Here is a 17,799-nt window from a genome sequence, read left to right on the forward strand (position 1 = left end):
TTGCTTAGCATAAAGCAATCGAATAAAACAATCTAGCTAAACAGACTTACTACATCATTACTTATGAATTGTAGTAAGTCTGTTTTTTTGTCATTATAAAGAGGACTACTATTTTGAAGGGGTGGAAAAATATGAACATATTAGTTTTAGGAGGCACACGTTTTTTTGGTAAAAAGCTGGTGGAACTTTGTATTCAAAATGGACATGATGTAACGATTTTAACACGTGGTCAAAGCGGTAATCCCTTTGGTACAAATGTTAAGCAATTAGTGGCCAATCGTAATGATCGTGACGCTTTAGCACAGGCACTAGCTAATACTACATGGGATATTGTTTATGATAATATTTGCTATTCTCCCAACGAGGCACAAACAATTTGTGAGCTATTAAAGGGGAAAACTAAAAAACTGGTTTTCACCTCTACTCTTTCAACCTATGAAGTAGATGGAAAGATGAAAAAGGAAGAAGACTTTGACCCATTCCAGTATCAAATTCGCATGGGTCAACAAGAGGAATTTTCTTATGGCGAGGGCAAACGACAAGCAGAGGCTGTCTTATTTAAAGAGGCTTCGTTCCCAGTTGTCGCTGTACGTTTTCCGATTGTGATGGGGGAACATGACTATACACATCGTTTACATTTCCATGTTGAACGTATTTTACAGGATCAACCGATCACTCTACCAAACATAGATGCAAAAATGAGCTATATTACAGATGAGGAAGCAGCTGCATTTTTATATTTTACTGGTGTTACTCCTATAGAAGGTCCATACAACGCTACTGCGTCTGGTACTATATCACTTAAGGATCTAATAGCTATGATTGAAGAGATAAGTGGTAAGCGTGCAAAAATTTCACTTATTGGCGGAAATGAGGAATCACAGTCACCCTACGGAGTTCCTGCAGACTGGTATATGTCGAATGAGAAAGCAGAGAAAGCAGGATTTACATTTAGTCAGCTTGAAAAGTGGCTACCCGAATTAGTGAGCACTTTAGTAAAACAGCTCCAATAACTCTTTAACAACACAAGACGGCTGGTACAAGAGGATTTTATCCAATGAAAAACCCAAACTATTTAACGAAACGCTCATCTAGTGTTTCGTAATAGTTCGGGTTATCTATTTATATAAGAAAATGTCTAGCCTTTATCATGGACAATTAATTATAACCCATCCTCTATTCGTTCAATGTAAAATCATCTTTAAAATAGCCACTGCTTTGTCAATCTCTTCCTTTGTGACCGTTAATGGTGGCAAGAGGCGAATAACAGTTGGTCCTGCCCCCACTAATAAAAGACCACGCTCTTCTGCTGCTGCAATATAAGGTGCTACCTCTGTATTACCACAACCAATCCCTAACAACAGACCCTGTCCCTGAATGGTATAGCTAGAAGGTAAATTTGCTTTTAGCTGAGCCACAAAATAAGCCGATACTTCTCGTACCTGCTGTAAAAATTCCGGCTCAAATACATGGCTCAAAACAGCTTGTGCTACATTCATTGCAAGAGGGTTTCCACCAAATGTTGTACCATGTGTTCCAGGGCTAAATGTCGCATGAAGCTCGGCAGTTCCTAGCATGGCGCCAACAGGGAAACCACCGCCTAATCCTTTTGCCAATGTCATAATATGTGGTTTTAATACCGTTTGTTCAAAGGCATAGCGTGTGCCCGTTCGTCCAATACCTGTTTGTACTTCATCAATAATTAGCAGTATCCCTTTGTCATCACAAGCTTTTGTAATAGCTGCTGCAAATTCTGCTGATACGCTATTGACACCGCCCTCTCCCTGAATCATTTCCAGCATAATAGCTGCTACCGAATCATCAATGGTTGCTTCAAGTGCGGCCACGTCATTGAATGGCAAAATCGTAAACTTTTCTACGAGTGGTCCAAAGCCATTATGTACTTTGCCTTGACCTGTTGCAGACATGGCGCCAAAGGTACGACCATGAAAGGATTTTTCAAATGTAATAATATGATGTTTTCCTGTATGCTTCCGCGCTAATTTAATAGCCGCCTCATTAGCCTCTGCTCCACTATTACAGAAAAAGGCATGAGCAAAGTGCGTATGGGCGATTAATTTTTGTGCTACCTTCTCCTGACCCGGTATATCAAAAAGGTTTGATATATGCCACAGCTTTTCACTTTGCTCTTGCAGTGCCTGCACAATGGCTGGATGGGCATGACCAAGGCTCACTACAGCAATTCCACTAGTAAAATCTAAATATTGTTTCCCTGTAGAATCTTCCACAACGGTCCCATGTCCTTTGACAATTTGTGCGCGGCGCTTACCGTAGTTCCCAAATAAAGCACTCATGTTATCATCTCCACTATCATTAGAAATAGTCTTCTTTCAACAACTATACTTATCACATTATCTTATTAGAACTCTAGGGCGAATGAAGTTTACTCGAAGCGATAATCGTTGTCCCTATTAATGTTTCTCCCACAATTTGCACAGAAGGAATACCTGCACGTAAACCGTCAATAGCCCCTTGTACTTTCGGAATCATTCCTCCGTATATATGCCCCTGCTCTGTCCACTGATCGATGAGAGCAGGTGTAGCTATTGATTGATATTCATCCTGAATACGAATACCACTCACATCCGTTACGAGTAATAAGCTATCTGCCCCTATCGCTAGCGCAATTTCACTTGCCACTGTATCACCATTTATATTGAGAGCCTGACCTGCTTCGTTAGCACCTACACAAGCAATAACTGGAACAATCCCCCCACTCATTAACATTTCCAATAATGACGTATTGATGGTTTTGATAGCTCCAACATAGCCATAAATAGCTCGATCTAAAAAGTCTGTGACCATCAATTGACCATCAAAGCCATTTAGCCCAAGAGCAGCTATACCTGCATGTGTTAATTCATGAACTAGCGCAGGATTCACTTGACCGATTAAAGTCGATTGGACAACTTTCATAGCCGCCTCATTCGTAACACGTATGCCATTTAATGTATGTGATTGTATACCTCGAGCAGCCAGTTCGCAATTAATGGCTGGGCCACCACCATGGGTGATAATCAGTTCTACCCCACTTTCTTGTAACCTTTTAAAATTATCAAAGAAAGCTTCATTTAACCCTTCCAGTGTACTGCCTCCAAGCTTAATCACCATACGTTTACGAGCGGTATGAGGCATTGATTTGGACGTAGTCATATGTTAAGTCACATCCCCAAGCATGCCCCTTGCCTTCACCCAGACCAAGAGACACATAGATTTTTACTTCATGCATTTTTAATATTTGAATTAACGCATCTTCAGAGAAAGCAATTGGCTCACCGTTTTCAACCATTGTGGCACCACCAATTTGAATAGTAATTTTATCTGGATCTATAGTTGCTCCACTATACCCTACCGCAGCAATAATACGCCCCCAGTTAGCATCACAGCCAAAAACGGCCGTCTTCACAAGTGGTGAACCCACGACAGTTTTAGCAATTTTTCGTGCCTCTTCATCTGAAATTGCCCCAACAACTTCCACTTCTATGAGCTTTGTTGCCCCTTCTCCATCTTTGGCAATCATTTTTGCTAAATCTTCCGCCACTGTTTGCAACGTGTAATAAAAATTTTGCCAGTCTGGATGCTCAGGCGTTAGAGTATCATTTCCCGCTAAACCGTTTGCCAATACAACCACTGTGTCATTAGTGGATGTATCCCCATCCACTGTAATAGCGTTAAATGTCAAATTTGTAATAGCTGAAAAAGCCGCTTGTAACACATCAGATTCAATGTTGGCATCAGTTGTAATAAAACCAAGCATTGTTGCCATATTCGGTTCGATCATGCCTGAACCTTTTGCAACACCAGCGATAATGACTTCCTTGCCATCCACCGTTGTACTATAGCTTGTGTTTTTCATAACCGTATCTGTCGTCAAAATAGCTTGTGCAAAGTCAATGGCACTTTCTAAATTATCCTTTGGCTCTAGCTGTTGAATACCATTAGCAACTGGCTCCAATTTCATTATTTCGCCAATAACACCCGTTGAACAAACACCTATCAAATTCGGTGCAATTCCTAGCTTTTCAGCAGCTAACGCCTGCATCGTTTGGGCATCCTTAACCCCTTGTTTACCAGTGCAGGCATTCGCATTGCCAGAATTCACAACGATTGCTTGCATTTTCTTTGTTGTATAGACAACTTCTTTCGTGACTTTTAATGGTGCTGCTTGGACAGCGTTTGTTGTAAAAACACCAGCTACACTTGCGGGTACTTCGCTTACTAAAAGTGCTAAGTCTTTTTTCTTATGCTTTAAACCGCAATGTAATCCTGCCGCTTTAAAGCCTTTTGGTGAAACGATATTTTTACTTGATAATTTCTTCATTACAGTTGTTAACGTAGTGACTGTCATTCGAAATTCCTCCTTTGATGGATAAAATAAGACAAGCATACAGTTCCCTGCATGCTGTTAAATAAAGAACGGTACAACATCTAGCCCTGTCGTTTGTGGTAAATCAAATTGCACATTCATATTTTGAATGGCTTGCCCTGCTGCCCCTTTGACAAGATTGTCAATTACACTGACAATCGTGGCACGATTCGTACGGGAATCAACTTTTACCAAAATATCACAATAGTTTGATCCTTTCACACGATTTGTCCCTAAACCGTTTGCATCCGTAACTACTCGAACAAATGGATGCTTTTCATAGGTTGTCTGTAAACAAGTGATCAATTGTGCCTCTGTAATGCCAGGCATAACAGGTGCATAGGATGTCGCCAAAATCCCCCGTGTCATTGGCACCAAATGCGTATTAAAAGTAATCGTTGTATCTACATGAGCAAACATGGAAAGTGCCTGTTCGATTTCTGGTATATGCTGATGTGTATTTACTTTATAGATTAAAAAGCTCTCATTCGCCTCACTAAAGTGGGTCGTTTGTGATGGCTTATTGCCAGCTCCCGAAATACCGCTCTTAGCATCAATCACTAAAAAGCTCGGATCAATCAACCGCTCCTTTACAAGTGGCAATAAGGATAACAAAACCGCTGTTGGGTAACAGCCTGGATTAGCAATAAGTGTTGCTTGCTGGATAAGTTCTGTATTCCATTCCGTTAAGCCATACACACTCTGTTGCACACTATGGGATGGTGCCGCTTTTTTGCCATACCATGCTTCATAGCTTGCGAGATTTTTTAAGCGATAATCACCAGATAAATCGATTAATCTTGGTCCTTTTCCAATCAATGGCGGTAAAAGCTCACTAGTCACGCCAGATGGTGTACTCGTAAACAAAACATCAAATTTTTCTAAAGTGTCATACTCTATTTTTTGTAATGGCGTATCTACTATCGTAATAAGATGACCAAATTTTGAAGAAAAAAGTACACCCTCTTCTGATGAGGTAAATAAATCAATCTGATCCACAGCCGGATGGTTATGTAAAAATCGAATAAGCTCTAGTCCACCATATCCAGTTGCTCCAACAATACCTACTTTCAATGCACTCACCTCTGAAATAAGTTAAAAATAGTATACGTCTGCATATTTATTAAGTCAACTGAATTTTTATAAAATTATATATTTTCTCTGTAGACTTTACTTCATCTTTAGAATGCTTATGTAACATTGTAAAGTCAGAAAAAAGAAGGCAAGAATCCTTTCGTTCATCGAATGAATCCTTGCCTTCCTTTTATGCATATGTTGTATAAATATCAATTGTTGTTAGCTTACTTGTTTAATCTTCCATCGTCGATAAATCACCAGTTGGCAAATTTAATTCCCATGCTTTCAATACGCGACGCATAATTTTACCACTACGTGTTTTTGGCAATTTATCCTTAAATTCAATTTCACGCGGTGCTGCATGTGCAGATAAACCTTTCTTAACAAAATCACGGATATCTTCAATCAATGCATCAGAAGGTTCAACCCCTTCTCGTAAAGATACAAAGGCTTTAATGATTTCCCCCCGCACTGGATCTGGCTTCCCGATAACACCTGCTTCGATTACATCTGGATGCTCAAGTAGCTTGCTTTCTACTTCAAACGGTCCTACACGTTCACCAGCTGTCATGATGACATCATCCACACGTCCTTGAAACCAGAAGTAACCATCATCATCCATATAAGCCGAATCACCGGATACATACCATTGTCCTTTTAGGAAATAAGATTCATAGCGCTCTGGGTTGCCCCAAATTTGGCGCATCATGGCTGGCCAACCACGTTGAATAGCTAGATTACCCATTGTAAAGGGTGGCACTTCATTGCCAGTATCATCAACAATCGTTGCATGAATACCTGGAAGAGGTTTCCCCATCGAACCCGGCTTAATATCCATCGAAGGATAATTACAAATCATATGAGCTCCTGTCTCGGTCATCCACCATGTGTCATGTATACGATGTCCTAATTCCTCCATTCCCCAACGAATAACTTCTGGATTCAAAGGCTCACCGACAGATAACACATGTCGTAAAGAGGATAAATCATAGCTTTCGAGTAAACCACTACCTGCCCCCATGAGCATACGGAACGCAGTTGGCGCACTATACCAAACTGTTACACCATAATCCTCAATGGCTTGATACCATGCTTGCGGTGAAAATCTTCCGCCAACAATTAGCATTGTCACACCGTTTAACCAAGGCCCAAAAATACCATAGGCTGTTCCAGTAACCCATCCAGGATCGGCTGTACACCAATAGATATCGTCTTCCCGTAAATCAAGCACCCACTGTGTTGATTGATATTGCTGAATCATTGCATTATGGACATGCAACACACCCTTTGGAGCACCTGTTGAACCTGAAGTATAATGAAGAATCATCCCATCTTCTCTCTCAACCCACTCCACTTCAAATCGTGCCGAAGCCTCTTTTAAATGTTTATTAAAGTCTAGAATTTGAGCTGTTTCCTCAATATCCTCCCCAACTAAAAAAACATGTTCTAGCTGAGGCAATTTGGCTAATGGCACACGTTCAAGCAACGCTGGTGTTGTGACTAATACTTTCGCCTCACTATCTGCCAGACGATCATACACAGCTCCTTCCATAAAAGCTTCAAACAATGGTCCAACAATAACACCCATTTTCAGTGCACCTAACAATGAAAAGTAAAGCTCAGGTGAACGTGGCATAAAAATAAATAAACGATCACCCTTTTGCAGGCTAGTAGCTGATTTAAAAACGTTTGCCGCTTTATTTGTTAATCTCTTCATTTCATTAAAAGAGTAAGCCTCTTTTCGTTTACCATCATTAAAATAAAGTGCCACCTTATTTTTACGTTGTGTTTCTGTATGACGATCAATTGCCTCATACGCCATATTTACTAAACCTGTTTCGTACCAGCTAAATGCCTTTTCCGTATTCGTCCAATTATGAGACTTTGCTACTTCTTCGTAATTCGTTAAATGGTGTTGACCAGGTAAAGCCATTAGCTTCTCCTTCATTTTCATCCCCATAAAACTACCCCTTTCTTTGCTTTTGCATTTGTCTAAATTTCAACAATCCCCCCTGTTGAAATGTAGAAATAATCGTAAAAGCAAATTTGATATACAGCCTTTGTTATATAACAGTTTACTACTGTAATAATGATAGAATTCTTAATCACACTACTTTCATCTGTTAAATAACAGAAGCATTATATTTTTATTTTACACGAATTTTGATGGATTGTCTTAATATTTTCACTTTTCCAAAAATACAGGTATATTTTGCAAAAATAAGCGTTTTTCCGCAAGAAATCAGCTATAATGGAATTATTAAACTCAGGTGGTGTAATTATGGAACATAAAAAAACTTTTTTTTCTGTCACAAAGGAAACTAAGCATGGTACTGTGTATGTGGAAGGACCTGTACCTCCAGAAAAATTAGCTACATATTCATTCCATGAGGGCTTGGTTGCCTTCAGACCTCCAAAACAGCAGCAGCAGGCCATCATCGAAATTGCAGGGCTCCCAGAAGGTCGTATTATTATTATTCGAAACGAAGATATTATCGTAGGCTATGTTACCTATCTTTATCCTGATCCACTTGAACGATGGGCAGAAGATCGAATCGATGACATGATTGAATTGGGCGCCATTGAAGTCATTCCAGACTATCGTGGAACGGGTTCAGGTAAGGCTCTGCTAGCCGTTTCATTTATGGGAGATGAAATGGAAGACTATCTGGTGATTACTACCGAGTATTATTGGCATTGGGATTTAAAAGGAACGGGTTTAAATGTTTGGGACTACCGCAAAATGATGGAGAAAATGATGAGCTCCGTCGGCTTTGAATATTTCGCTACGGATGATCCCGAAATTACTTCACATCCAGCAAATTGCCTTATGGCACGTGAAGGAAAACGTGTGCCTCCTGAGACAATGGAAAGATTTGATAGGCTTCGTTTTAGAAATCGTTTCATGTATTAAAACCAACACAAAGGGGATGCGTATATGATCGTAGAAGAAATTATGAATGATGAGCCTTACACATTAGCGCCTACTAATACCGTGCATGAAGCACTAAAGCTAATGCGTGAAAAAAAAGTTCGTCATTTACCAGTTATAGATGAGGAACGTCATGTTTTAGGTGTAATTACTGAACGAGATATTAAAGAGGTCTTACCGTCATCATTACAGGATGAACCTCACTCTCCTGTTTTTAATGCAAAAGTAGAGGAAATTATGGTGAAAGACCCGCTTATCGGTCATCCACTAGATTTCGTTGAAGAGGTAGCTCTTACATTTTATGAAACGAAAATAGGCTGTTTACCGATTGTCTCTGGTGGAAAATTAGTAGGGATTGTGACAACAACAGACTTACTCTATACATATATAGAGCTGACCGGTGCTACGGAGCCTGGCTCAAAAATCGAGATCCGAGTATCAGATACACCAGGGGTTTTATTTGAAATCACCAAAATATTTCATCAACATCATGCCAATGTCCAAAGCGTCTTAGTTTATCCTGATTCTGAAAATACACAAAATAAAATTTTAAGTGTCCGAGTAAAAACACTGAATCCTTTAGCCATGATTGAAGACCTTCGCAAAGAGGGCTTTGATGTTCTTTGGCCCAATTTACCAGGTGTTTCATTATAATGAAAAAGGCCGTATTCGTTTACTCGCCTGAACAACTCGGATATAAATTTTCAGATACACATCCTTTCAATCATAAACGCTTGACGCTAACTATGGATTTATTAAAAAATATCAATGCTCTTGATGATGTGGATATTGTGCCTGCTCGTGTTGCAACGGAAGAAGAGTTATTGCTTGCACATGATCCAAAATATATAGACATCGTGAAAAGAGCTGGACATGGTGAATTATCGGAAGCACAATGTGAAAGCTATGGTATTGGCACTGAAGATACACCTATTTTTGCCAATATGCATGAAGCCAGTGCACAGCTCGTTGGTGGAACGTTAACCGCTGTTGATTATGTAATGGAAGGTAAAGCCGAACATGCCCTCAACCTTGGCGGAGGGCTACATCATGGTTTCCGTGGTCGTGCATCAGGATTTTGTATTTACAATGATAGTACGGTTGCTATTCGTTATTTGCAGGAAAAATACAATGCTCGTGTACTTTACGTAGACACAGATGCTCATCATGGAGACGGTGTCCAATGGAGCTTTTATGAGGATCCAAATGTTTGTACATTGTCTATTCACGAAACTGGTCGCTATCTCTTTCCGGGAACAGGAAACATTACAGAGCGCGGCAATGGTCAAGGCTATGGAACCTCGTTTAATTTTCCAATGGATGCTTTTACAGAGGATGAAAGTTTCCTAGATATTTATGAACAGTCCATGCGAGAGATCTTTGAATTTTTCAAGCCCGATGTTGTGTTAACACAAAATGGTGCTGATGCCCATTTTTTTGATCCGTTAACACATTTACACGGAACGATGAATATTTATCGTAAAATTCCAAGGCTCGCCCATCAATTAGCACATGAGTATTGTCAGGGGAAATGGATTGCTGTTGGTGGTGGTGGCTATGATATTTGGCGAGTGGTGCCTCGCGCCTGGTCCATGTTATGGTTGGAAATGACTGATCAAGTATGTCCAACAGGATCACTCCCTCAGGCATGGCTTGATCGCTGGCAGCCAGAAGCACCTGTTCCTTTTATACCAACTTGGGAGGACCCAATTCCTTTATATGAGCCCATTCCTCGAAAAGCTGAAATCGAAGAGAAGAATGCTCAAATGTTAGCCAAAGCGCTACATATTATTCGAAATGAAAAAAGAGATTAACTTTTTTTGCCTCACGATCAACGTGAGGCTTTTTCATTGGAGCGATAATGGCCCGCCGCATTTAATCCATCGCTTCTATAGTTCTATTCTTCATTTTGGAGTTCTATCCACCACTTTTATAGTTTTATCCACTACTTTTAGAATTCTATCCTTCATTTTTATAGTCCTATCCACCACTTTTGCAGTTCTATCCATCCATATAAAAAAACACGCAAACTCTTCACAAGTTTACGTGTTACAATCATTATTTACTTTTGACCGATTGTCGATGCTCAATACGGTGGGGTAGAATAACTGCCTCGTCCTCGACAGGCTCCTTGCTCATTAATTTTGTCAGCAAGCGCATGGCAACTGCTCCAATATCATATAGCGGTAATGCTACACTTGTTAGCTGTGGGCGTACCATTCGCGCTAGCTTTGAGTTCTCAAAGCTGATGACTTCAATATCCTCTGGAACATTTTTGCCTGCGTCTTGTGCGCCATGAATTAAGCCGATTGCCAGCTCATCACTGCCTGCAAAATAAGCTGTTGGTGGATGTTCGAGAGCAGATAATATTTCCCAAGCCTCTAAGCCCATGTCATAGCTAGACTCTTCTGCGGCAATTAATGCCTCATCTATTGGTAAACCAGCATCCTGCAATGCTTTCTTATAGGCTGCTAGCTTGAATTTTCCGTTAATTGTATACGAAAGTGGACCAGTTACGAAACCAATACGTGTATGTCCATTTTGAATAAGTAATGAAATTGCTTCATAGGCCGCTTGGAAATAATCGATATTCACAGTGGCAATTGTCTGCGATTCATCAACCGAGCCAGCTAGCACAATCGGTACTGGAGAATGATCCATCGTTTGTTGCATTTTTTCTGTGACCTCATCACTCATCATAACAATTCCATCTACTTGTTTTCCAAGCATCGTATCCAGTAGCTGTAACTCTTTATCTTCATGTTGATCTGAGTTGGCTAAAATAATATTATAACGATACATCGTGGCAATATCCTCTACACCACGAGCCAGCTCCGCATAAACATTGTTTGCAATATCTGGGATAATCACGCCAACTGTTGTTGTTTTCTTACTTGCTAAACCTCGCGCTACTGCGTTTGGACGGTATTCTAATCGCTCAATTACTTCTAATACTTTTTTTCGTGTTGCTGGTTTTACATTTTGATTACCATTGACTACACGAGAGACCGTTGCCATGGAAACATTCGCTTCTCTTGCAACATCATAAATTGTAACAGTCATCGTACGTGCCTCCCTTTTTTCCTATTATAGCCTTATCATACGATAATTTTCATATTATTTTCAAGAAGAACTACGTAAAAACCAAGTACTAATAGTCCTATTCTAGACATTATTTTGTCACGATATAACAAACACCGCCTGCCGAAGTAAGCAAGCGGTGTTCGCTGTTAACAATTAAGCATGAATTTCATGATTTTTCATGAATTTTTGTAGTGTTTCATAGAATGCGTCAAATGTTGGGATGTCCATTTGTTGTTGTGAATCAGACAATGCTACAGATGGATCTGGATGTACTTCTGCCATAACACCATCAGCGCCAATTGCGATAGCTGCTTTAGCACATGGTAATAATAAATCACGACGACCTGTTGAATGCGTTACATCTACGAATACTGGCAAATGCGTTTCTTGTTTTAAAATTGGTACAGCTGAAATATCTAATGTATTACGTGTTGCTTTTTCATAAGTACGAATACCACGCTCACAAAGGATAATGTTTTCATTGCCTTTAGACATAATATACTCAGCGGCATGAATGAACTCATCAATTGTAGCAGCTAAGCCTCTTTTTAATAGGACAGGTTTATTTGTTGCACCTGCTGCCTTTAATAATTCAAAGTTTTGCATATTACGTGCACCAATTTGGATAACATCTATATAGTCTAATGCTTCCTCTAAATGACCTGGTGTTACGATTTCTGTAATCACACCTAAACCATATTCCTCTGACACACGTTTTAAAATTTTAAGTCCTTCTAGCCCAAGACCTTGGAAGTCATATGGAGAAGTACGTGGTTTATAAGCACCACCGCGAATTAACTTTTCGCCTTTTGCTTTAATAGAAGCGGCAACAGCTGCTACTTGCTCATACGACTCAACTGCACAAGGACCAAATACGAAAGATGGCTTCCCTTGCCCAATTAATTCACCATTGATATTAACAACTGTATCTTCGGATTTCTTTTTACGAGATACAAGCAATTCCTTCTTCTTATCAGCTTCTAATTGTTTTAAAGCTGTTTTAAAGATTTGCTTAAATATATAATCAACCGTCATTTGGTTTAATGGTCCTTGATTGTGTTCTTTAATAAGATCGAGCATGTGTCTTTCACGTAGTGGATCATAGCGATTCACACCTTGCTTTTCTTTAATCTTACCGATTTCATCAACTACAGCTGCACGTTCGTTAATTAGACGAAGAATTTCTAAGTTTAAACCGTCAATTTGACTACGTAAGCTTTCTAAATCTTTTTGGCTCATGCTTACTTGCTCCTCTCCTCATGACAGACACTTTCAGAACTCTGAAATGTATGTTACATTTTTAGATAATAGCATTATTATAATCAATGTTGTTCAGAATGTCACGCATTTTTAATTTAGCGCTTCAACTCGCTAAATTATTTTTCAAGTATGACGCGAAAGGAAGCGATTACATTGAGTTCTAAATTATTCGCACTTGATATTGGTACACGCTCAGTGGTCGGGATTATTCTACAAGAAGAAAATGACCATTTTCATGTGGAAGATATTTTAGTGAAAGAGCATAAAGAACGTGCCATGGTAGATGGTCAAATACATAATGTCATGTATGTGGCAGATTTAATAAATGAAATAAAACGTGAACTCGAAGAAAAACATGGTCCTCTTACAAAGGTAAGTGTGGCTGCCGCAGGTCGATCTTTGAAAACTGAACAAGCTAGTGTGACCATTAATATACGTAATCGGCCTATTTTTACTGAAGAAGATATTAGTCGCTTGGAACTTCAGGCCGTTCAACAAGCACAGCAACAACTTTTACAACAAAAGGAGGATGCAAAGATTAGCCACTATTATTGTGTAGGCTATTCAGTCCTCTATTATCGCTTGGATGGCGAGGAAATCGGCAGTCTGCTCGATCAACAAGGTGATGAAGCACAAATTGAAGTGATTGCCACTTTCCTACCTCGCGTTGTTGTGGAATCACTTATTGCTGCTCTTAAACGGGCAGATTTAGAAATGGAAGCACTGACATTAGAACCTATTGCTGCCATTAATGTGCTCATTCCGCCAACGATGCGTCGCTTAAATGTGGCACTTGTTGATATAGGGGCAGGAACATCTGATATCGCGATCACTGATAAAAGTACAGTTGTGGCCTATGGTATGGTGCCAACAGCTGGCGACGAAATTACAGAAGCATTAAGCGACCACTATTTACTAGACTTCCCTGTAGCAGAAGAGGCAAAACGTCAGCTCCAAACAGCAGAAGAAATATTAATTCAAGATATCCTAGGATTTGATCAGTTTTATCCAAAGAATGAGGTGTTATTAGCAATTGAGCCTGCAGTGAAGCAACTGGCAAAGTCTATTGGTGAAGAAATCTTACGACTCAATAATCGTGTCGCACCGAAAGCCGTTATGTTAGTTGGTGGTGGTAGCTTAACACCCAATCTGACTACAGAACTTGGACAAGTCCTTGACTTACCAGCAAATCGTATCGCTGTTCGAGGTATTGATGCTATTCAAAACCTTACAAAGGAAGAACATATAAAAGCATCACCTGAGTTAGTCACGCCGATTGGAATTGCGATTGCTGCTAAAAAAATGCCGATTCAATATATGAGTTTAACGGTTAATAATCAAGTGGTTCGCCTTTTTGAATTAAAGGAAATGACTGTGGCGGATGCTTTTTTAGCGGCAAATATACGAGCAAAGCAATTATATGGAAAACCTGGACTTGGGCTATCTGTCAGTGTCAATGGACAAGATATTTTTATCCCAGGTGGTCATGGGCAACCAGCAGAAATATTGGTCAATGGCCAACAGGCATCTACCAAAACATTGATTAAATCGGGTGATGCTATTCAGCTAATTGAAGGGCAAGATGGGCAAACTGCAACAGCTACAGTGAGAGATCTTGTTGATGATGCAGCGATAAAAACAATTACAATACAACAAACCAAATATGTGATTGAGCCAAAAATTACTGTCAATCAATCACCTGCATCACTTGATACAATTTTAAATGATCGTGATAGAGTAGTTTTTGATATAGCTGATACAATTGAAGATGTATTTAAAGTCACGAACAACTGGAATTTAGTCAAACAATTTGAATCCTATTCTATTCAAGTGGACAGTCAACCTTTGTATTTACCAGAATTCTCTTCACAGCTAATGATTAATGGAAAAATAGCTAAAATGAGCTATGCGGTTCAAGATGGCGATATCATTAGCTTTCACCAACCATCTTTACCAACCGTACAACGTATAGCAGACCAAATGAACCTTTTGCTAGAGGATAAAATCATTATTCATTTCCAACAGGAAGTTTTAGAACTTAAGAAAACAGCAAATGAGGCGCTCGTCAATCAAAACGTTGTATCACCACTGTCCACTGTGCCGAATGGAGCAACTATCGAATTTAGAGAAAAGGATCGCAGTCGTTGGATTTATCAGGATGTATTCCGTTTCTCTAATTGGCAGTTACCAGGTACATTTAAAGGGAATTTCACGATTTTAAGAAATGGTCAACCAGCAAGCTTTGATACAGAAATATTTGGTGGCGATCAACTAGAAATACTATTAGAAGCTTCACCCATCACTTAAAAAAGGGATACGTTACATCATTATCATGTAACGTATCCCTTTTTATTATGCATTATGCGCGTACTTCTTCATTTGTCTCTTCTGTTTGTTCCTTTATTTCTTGAGCTTTAGGTTCCTCACTAGGAATAAATTCCTCTAGCGGTTCTTCACCCTCAAAGGAAACCGTACCATCATCAAAAACAGCTGGTGCTTTTGCCGTTTTCAATGTTTTTACTTTTTCCACTAATTGTGTAGATTGTTCTTGAAGTTGTTTAGAAAGTTGAACCGTTTTATCTTTTGCAGTTGTCGAGAAGTCTGCACTCTTATCTTTTAACTGAACAGCTTGTACCGCCACATCACTACGTAAATCTTTTCCTGATTTTGGGGCTAACAGTAGACCTGCCGCAGCACCTACGATTCCTCCGACTAATGCGCCAATCACAAAATCTTTCATGTTTACACGCTCCTCTTCATAAATCGAGTCTTGTGAATGATAAAGCTGAGGTAAAGAACTTTCAAGCTGTTGTTCCTTTACTTCGTTAAAATTTGGCTTTTGAGTTGTCATACAACAATTCCTCCCCATCTTATTATCAAATTTGTCTAGACTGGTTGTCCATCTACTTTCACAGATGCATCTACAACTTATGTCTAAGACTTTATTTTTATTCAGTCAGCATGTAATACTCACTGAATAATTATCATTTTTTACGACCCCATTTTCTTTTTGGCTTTTCTTCTACCTGTACCGTTTCAAATGCATAGGCATCCTCAGAAACTGACTCTTGCTCAATGATTTTGCGTTTTTTCCACTTATCCGCAATACCCATCGCCACATTACTCCATTGTACAACCTGTGCAATTTTTTCTTCGTTTTGTTCTACGCTTTTAGAAACAGAAGAAGTGATTTGCTGTACAGAATTATTTAAACCATTAACGGAATCACCAATACCTTTAACAGCTTGAACAACTGAATTTAATTGTTCCGATTTATGTTGAATATCATCTGCTAAGCTATTTGTTTTTGTTAATAAGGACGTTGTTTCACGCGTAATGCCTTCCATTTGTCCTTCAATCCCAGATAATGTCCCAGCTAAACTGTTTAAAATGGACTTGAGCGAAAATAATGTCATACCAACGCTCACACATAAAATTAAAAATCCGATTGCAGCAATAATGGCTGCAATATACAAAATCACTTCCATAAGATAACCTCCTGCTAGTAAATTGTCTTTACTATTACTTTCCCTATCTTCGACAAAAAAAACGGAATTCCTTCTCAAATTTGAGAAAAAACAGCTTAACCCCTACGGACTAAGCTGTTTCATTGTTTGTAAGCACGTCTTCAAAAGCATCTTGGAACTTGTGAACATCACCAGCGCCCATAAATAAAAATACTGCGCCTTTATGTTTTGTTAATATATCAATTCCTTCAGTGGTAATCACTGCACTGCCTTCGATAAGAGACGCTAAATCATGAATAGATAGTGCACCTTGCGTTTCTCTTGCAGAGCCAAATATATCACATAAATAGGCTGTATCTGCAAGGCTCAAACTATCCGCAAAATCTTGTAAAAAAGCTTGGGTACGTGTAAATGTATGTGGTTGGAAAATAGCAACTAGCTCACGTTCAGGGAACTTTTGTCGTGCCGATTGAATTGTTGCACGAATTTCCGTTGGATGGTGTGCATAGTCGTCTATTAAAACAGTATCCCCTATATCGGTTTCAGTAAAACGTCTCTTAACACCTTTATATGTGTGTAGACGCTCCTGAATAATATCAGGTGAAATGCCTTCATATTCGCATAGCGTAATGACAGCCAATGTATTTAAAACAGCATGATCCCCAAATAACGGGATAAAGAAAGTACTATAAAATTCATTGCGAACAAATACATCAAATTTTGTACCTTTAGTTGTTTTTTCTACATTACGCGCTTCGAAGTCATTTTCAGCACCAAATCCATAATAGACAACTGGTACTTTTGCTTGAATACGCTGAAGCTGTTCATCATCACCACATGCGATGATCGCTTTTTTCACTTGTAACGCTAATGATTGAAATGCAGAATATACATCCTCTATGTTGGCAAAGTAGTCTGGATGATCAAAATCGATATTAGTCATCACAGCATAATCTGGATTGTAGGCTAAGAAGTGACGGCGATATTCACATGCTTCCATCACAAAGAAATCAGCATTTTCATGCCCTGCACCTGTACCATCACCAATTAAATAAGATGTTGGCTTATAACCGCCTACAACATGTGCCATCAAGCCTGTTGTAGATGTTTTACCATGCGCACCTGTGATTGCAATGGATGTATAGTTGCCAATATATTCACCTAAAAATTTATGGTAACGAATGATTTCTACACCGATTTCTTGGGCACGTACTAATTCAGGATGATCATCTGGAAACGCATTTCCTGCAATTACTGTCATGCCTTCTTTAATATTATCTGCATTAAATGTAAAAATTGGAATATTACGTTCACGTAACGGCTGCTCCGTGAAGAAATATTTATCGACATCTGAGCCCTGTACTTGTTCACCAGCATCAAATAAGATTTGTGCAAGCGAACTCATGCCAGAACCTTTAATGCCTGTGAAATGAAAAACTGTCATTAATTAAACCCCCCGGGAATTTCAATATCCCATCTATCATCTATTAGGTGTAACGTATTATTTCACGAATCGTTAGGTATTAATACCTTCACAAGTGTTAAAAAATACGTACTATTCAACACATCCTGTCTATTATAGCACTTTTTAT

The 17,799-nt window shown here is 39.2% G+C and carries 15 protein-coding genes; 5 read left to right on the forward strand and 10 right to left on the reverse strand.

Going from position 1 to position 17,799, the window contains the following annotated elements; translation table 11 throughout:
- Nucleotides 1-131 precede the first annotated feature (131 nt).
- Nucleotides 132-1,013 (forward strand): NAD-dependent epimerase/dehydratase family protein, encoded by an 882-nt coding sequence (locus NST76_RS16280; RefSeq protein ID WP_342544151.1) that lies wholly within the window; start codon nucleotides 132-134, stop codon nucleotides 1,011-1,013.
- 171 nt (nucleotides 1,014-1,184) lie between these two features.
- On the opposite strand, the gene NST76_RS16285 is transcribed toward NST76_RS16280, so the two are convergent.
- The 5 genes from NST76_RS16285 to acsA all read right to left on the reverse strand — a co-directional run bounded on the left by NST76_RS16285 (nucleotide 1,185) and on the right by acsA (nucleotide 7,418).
- On the reverse strand, nucleotides 1,185-2,315 hold the full coding sequence (locus tag NST76_RS16285; RefSeq protein WP_340809355.1) for an acetylornithine transaminase: 1,131 nt from the start codon (nucleotides 2,313-2,315) through the stop codon (nucleotides 1,185-1,187).
- Between the two features lie 73 nt (nucleotides 2,316-2,388).
- Nucleotides 2,389-3,174, reverse strand: coding sequence for an acetylglutamate kinase (gene argB / locus NST76_RS16290; RefSeq protein WP_340809356.1), 786 nt, complete (start codon nucleotides 3,172-3,174; stop codon nucleotides 2,389-2,391).
- Entirely contained in the window at nucleotides 3,137-4,369 is a 1,233-nt protein-coding gene (gene argJ / locus NST76_RS16295) for a bifunctional glutamate N-acetyltransferase/amino-acid acetyltransferase ArgJ (protein WP_340809357.1), read from the reverse strand. Before argJ ends, argB begins: the two co-directional genes overlap by 38 nt.
- A 57-nt stretch (nucleotides 4,370-4,426) precedes the next feature.
- Nucleotides 4,427-5,461, reverse strand: coding sequence for an N-acetyl-gamma-glutamyl-phosphate reductase (argC, locus tag NST76_RS16300; protein WP_170829887.1), 1,035 nt, complete (start codon nucleotides 5,459-5,461; stop codon nucleotides 4,427-4,429).
- Nucleotides 5,462-5,696: 235 nt separating this feature from the next.
- Nucleotides 5,697-7,418, reverse strand: a complete 1,722-nt coding sequence (acsA, locus tag NST76_RS16305; RefSeq protein WP_342545297.1) for an acetate--CoA ligase — start codon at nucleotides 7,416-7,418, stop codon at nucleotides 5,697-5,699.
- Between the two features lie 327 nt (nucleotides 7,419-7,745).
- Here acsA and NST76_RS16310 point away from each other — a divergent pair, with 327 nt between their 5' ends.
- The 3 genes from NST76_RS16310 to NST76_RS16320 are packed head-to-tail and all read left to right on the forward strand — an operon-like array spanning nucleotide 7,746 to nucleotide 10,210.
- Complete coding sequence (locus tag NST76_RS16310) at nucleotides 7,746-8,378, forward strand: GNAT family N-acetyltransferase (RefSeq protein WP_036118837.1); 633 nt, start codon at nucleotides 7,746-7,748, stop codon at nucleotides 8,376-8,378.
- A gap of 24 nt (nucleotides 8,379-8,402) precedes the next feature.
- Nucleotides 8,403-9,050, forward strand: a complete 648-nt coding sequence (locus tag NST76_RS16315; RefSeq protein ID WP_058843409.1) for an acetoin utilization AcuB family protein — start codon at nucleotides 8,403-8,405, stop codon at nucleotides 9,048-9,050.
- On the forward strand, nucleotides 9,050-10,210 hold the full coding sequence (locus tag NST76_RS16320; RefSeq protein WP_089934199.1) for an acetoin utilization protein AcuC: 1,161 nt from the start codon (nucleotides 9,050-9,052) through the stop codon (nucleotides 10,208-10,210). The genes NST76_RS16315 and NST76_RS16320 overlap by 1 nt, the downstream gene beginning before the upstream one ends.
- 244 nt (nucleotides 10,211-10,454) lie before the next feature.
- Here the strand turns inward: NST76_RS16320 and ccpA are convergent, their stop codons facing one another.
- Both ccpA and NST76_RS16330 read right to left on the reverse strand, forming a co-directional pair.
- A complete protein-coding gene (ccpA, locus tag NST76_RS16325) occupies nucleotides 10,455-11,459 on the reverse strand; it encodes a catabolite control protein A (protein WP_036118832.1) in 1,005 nt (334 codons plus the stop codon).
- Between the two features lie 174 nt (nucleotides 11,460-11,633).
- Entirely contained in the window at nucleotides 11,634-12,719 is a 1,086-nt protein-coding gene (locus tag NST76_RS16330) for a bifunctional 3-deoxy-7-phosphoheptulonate synthase/chorismate mutase (RefSeq protein ID WP_036118830.1), read from the reverse strand.
- Between the two features lie 174 nt (nucleotides 12,720-12,893).
- Between NST76_RS16330 and pilM the strand changes: the two genes are divergently transcribed.
- Nucleotides 12,894-15,047 (forward strand): pilus assembly protein PilM, encoded by a 2,154-nt coding sequence (pilM, locus tag NST76_RS16335; protein ID WP_036118828.1) that lies wholly within the window; start codon nucleotides 12,894-12,896, stop codon nucleotides 15,045-15,047.
- A 52-nt stretch (nucleotides 15,048-15,099) separates the two neighbouring features.
- Here pilM and NST76_RS16340 read toward each other — a convergent pair whose 3' ends face one another.
- From NST76_RS16340 to murC, 3 genes are all read right to left on the reverse strand, one after another.
- Nucleotides 15,100-15,591 (reverse strand): YtxH domain-containing protein, encoded by a 492-nt coding sequence (locus NST76_RS16340; RefSeq protein WP_036118827.1) that lies wholly within the window; start codon nucleotides 15,589-15,591, stop codon nucleotides 15,100-15,102.
- A 133-nt stretch (nucleotides 15,592-15,724) separates the two neighbouring features.
- Entirely contained in the window at nucleotides 15,725-16,228 is a 504-nt protein-coding gene (locus NST76_RS16345) for a DUF948 domain-containing protein (protein ID WP_036118825.1), read from the reverse strand.
- A 109-nt stretch (nucleotides 16,229-16,337) separates the two neighbouring features.
- The gene (gene murC, locus NST76_RS16350; RefSeq protein WP_036118824.1) at nucleotides 16,338-17,651 is read right to left on the reverse strand and encodes a UDP-N-acetylmuramate--L-alanine ligase; all 1,314 of its coding nucleotides are present in this window, start codon (nucleotides 17,649-17,651) and stop codon (nucleotides 16,338-16,340) included.
- Nucleotides 17,652-17,799 lie beyond the last annotated feature (148 nt).

Origin of the sequence: Lysinibacillus sp. FSL W7-1291 (assembly GCF_038593415.1) — a bacterium.
Classification (GTDB): domain Bacteria; phylum Bacillota; class Bacilli; order Bacillales_A; family Planococcaceae; genus Lysinibacillus; species Lysinibacillus fusiformis_D.

Coding starts and splice junctions, on each gene's coding strand:
- NST76_RS16280 (WP_342544151.1), top strand. CDS start 132: ATGAACATATTAGTTTTAGGAGGCACACGTTTTTTTGGTAAAAAGCTG.
- NST76_RS16345 (WP_036118825.1), bottom strand. CDS start 16,228: ATGGAAGTGATTTTGTATATTGCAGCCATTATTGCTGCAATCGGATTT.
- acsA (WP_342545297.1), bottom strand. CDS start 7,418: ATGAAAATGAAGGAGAAGCTAATGGCTTTACCTGGTCAACACCATTTA.
- murC (WP_036118824.1), bottom strand. CDS start 17,651: ATGACAGTTTTTCATTTCACAGGCATTAAAGGTTCTGGCATGAGTTCG.
- argB (WP_340809356.1), bottom strand. CDS start 3,174: ATGACTACGTCCAAATCAATGCCTCATACCGCTCGTAAACGTATGGTG.
- argJ (WP_340809357.1), bottom strand. CDS start 4,369: ATGACAGTCACTACGTTAACAACTGTAATGAAGAAATTATCAAGTAAA.
- NST76_RS16310 (WP_036118837.1), top strand. CDS start 7,746: ATGGAACATAAAAAAACTTTTTTTTCTGTCACAAAGGAAACTAAGCAT.
- NST76_RS16330 (WP_036118830.1), bottom strand. CDS start 12,719: ATGAGCCAAAAAGATTTAGAAAGCTTACGTAGTCAAATTGACGGTTTA.
- NST76_RS16285 (WP_340809355.1), bottom strand. CDS start 2,315: ATGAGTGCTTTATTTGGGAACTACGGTAAGCGCCGCGCACAAATTGTC.
- NST76_RS16315 (WP_058843409.1), top strand. CDS start 8,403: ATGATCGTAGAAGAAATTATGAATGATGAGCCTTACACATTAGCGCCT.
- ccpA (WP_036118832.1), bottom strand. CDS start 11,459: ATGACTGTTACAATTTATGATGTTGCAAGAGAAGCGAATGTTTCCATG.
- NST76_RS16340 (WP_036118827.1), bottom strand. CDS start 15,591: ATGACAACTCAAAAGCCAAATTTTAACGAAGTAAAGGAACAACAGCTT.
- NST76_RS16320 (WP_089934199.1), top strand. CDS start 9,050: ATGAAAAAGGCCGTATTCGTTTACTCGCCTGAACAACTCGGATATAAA.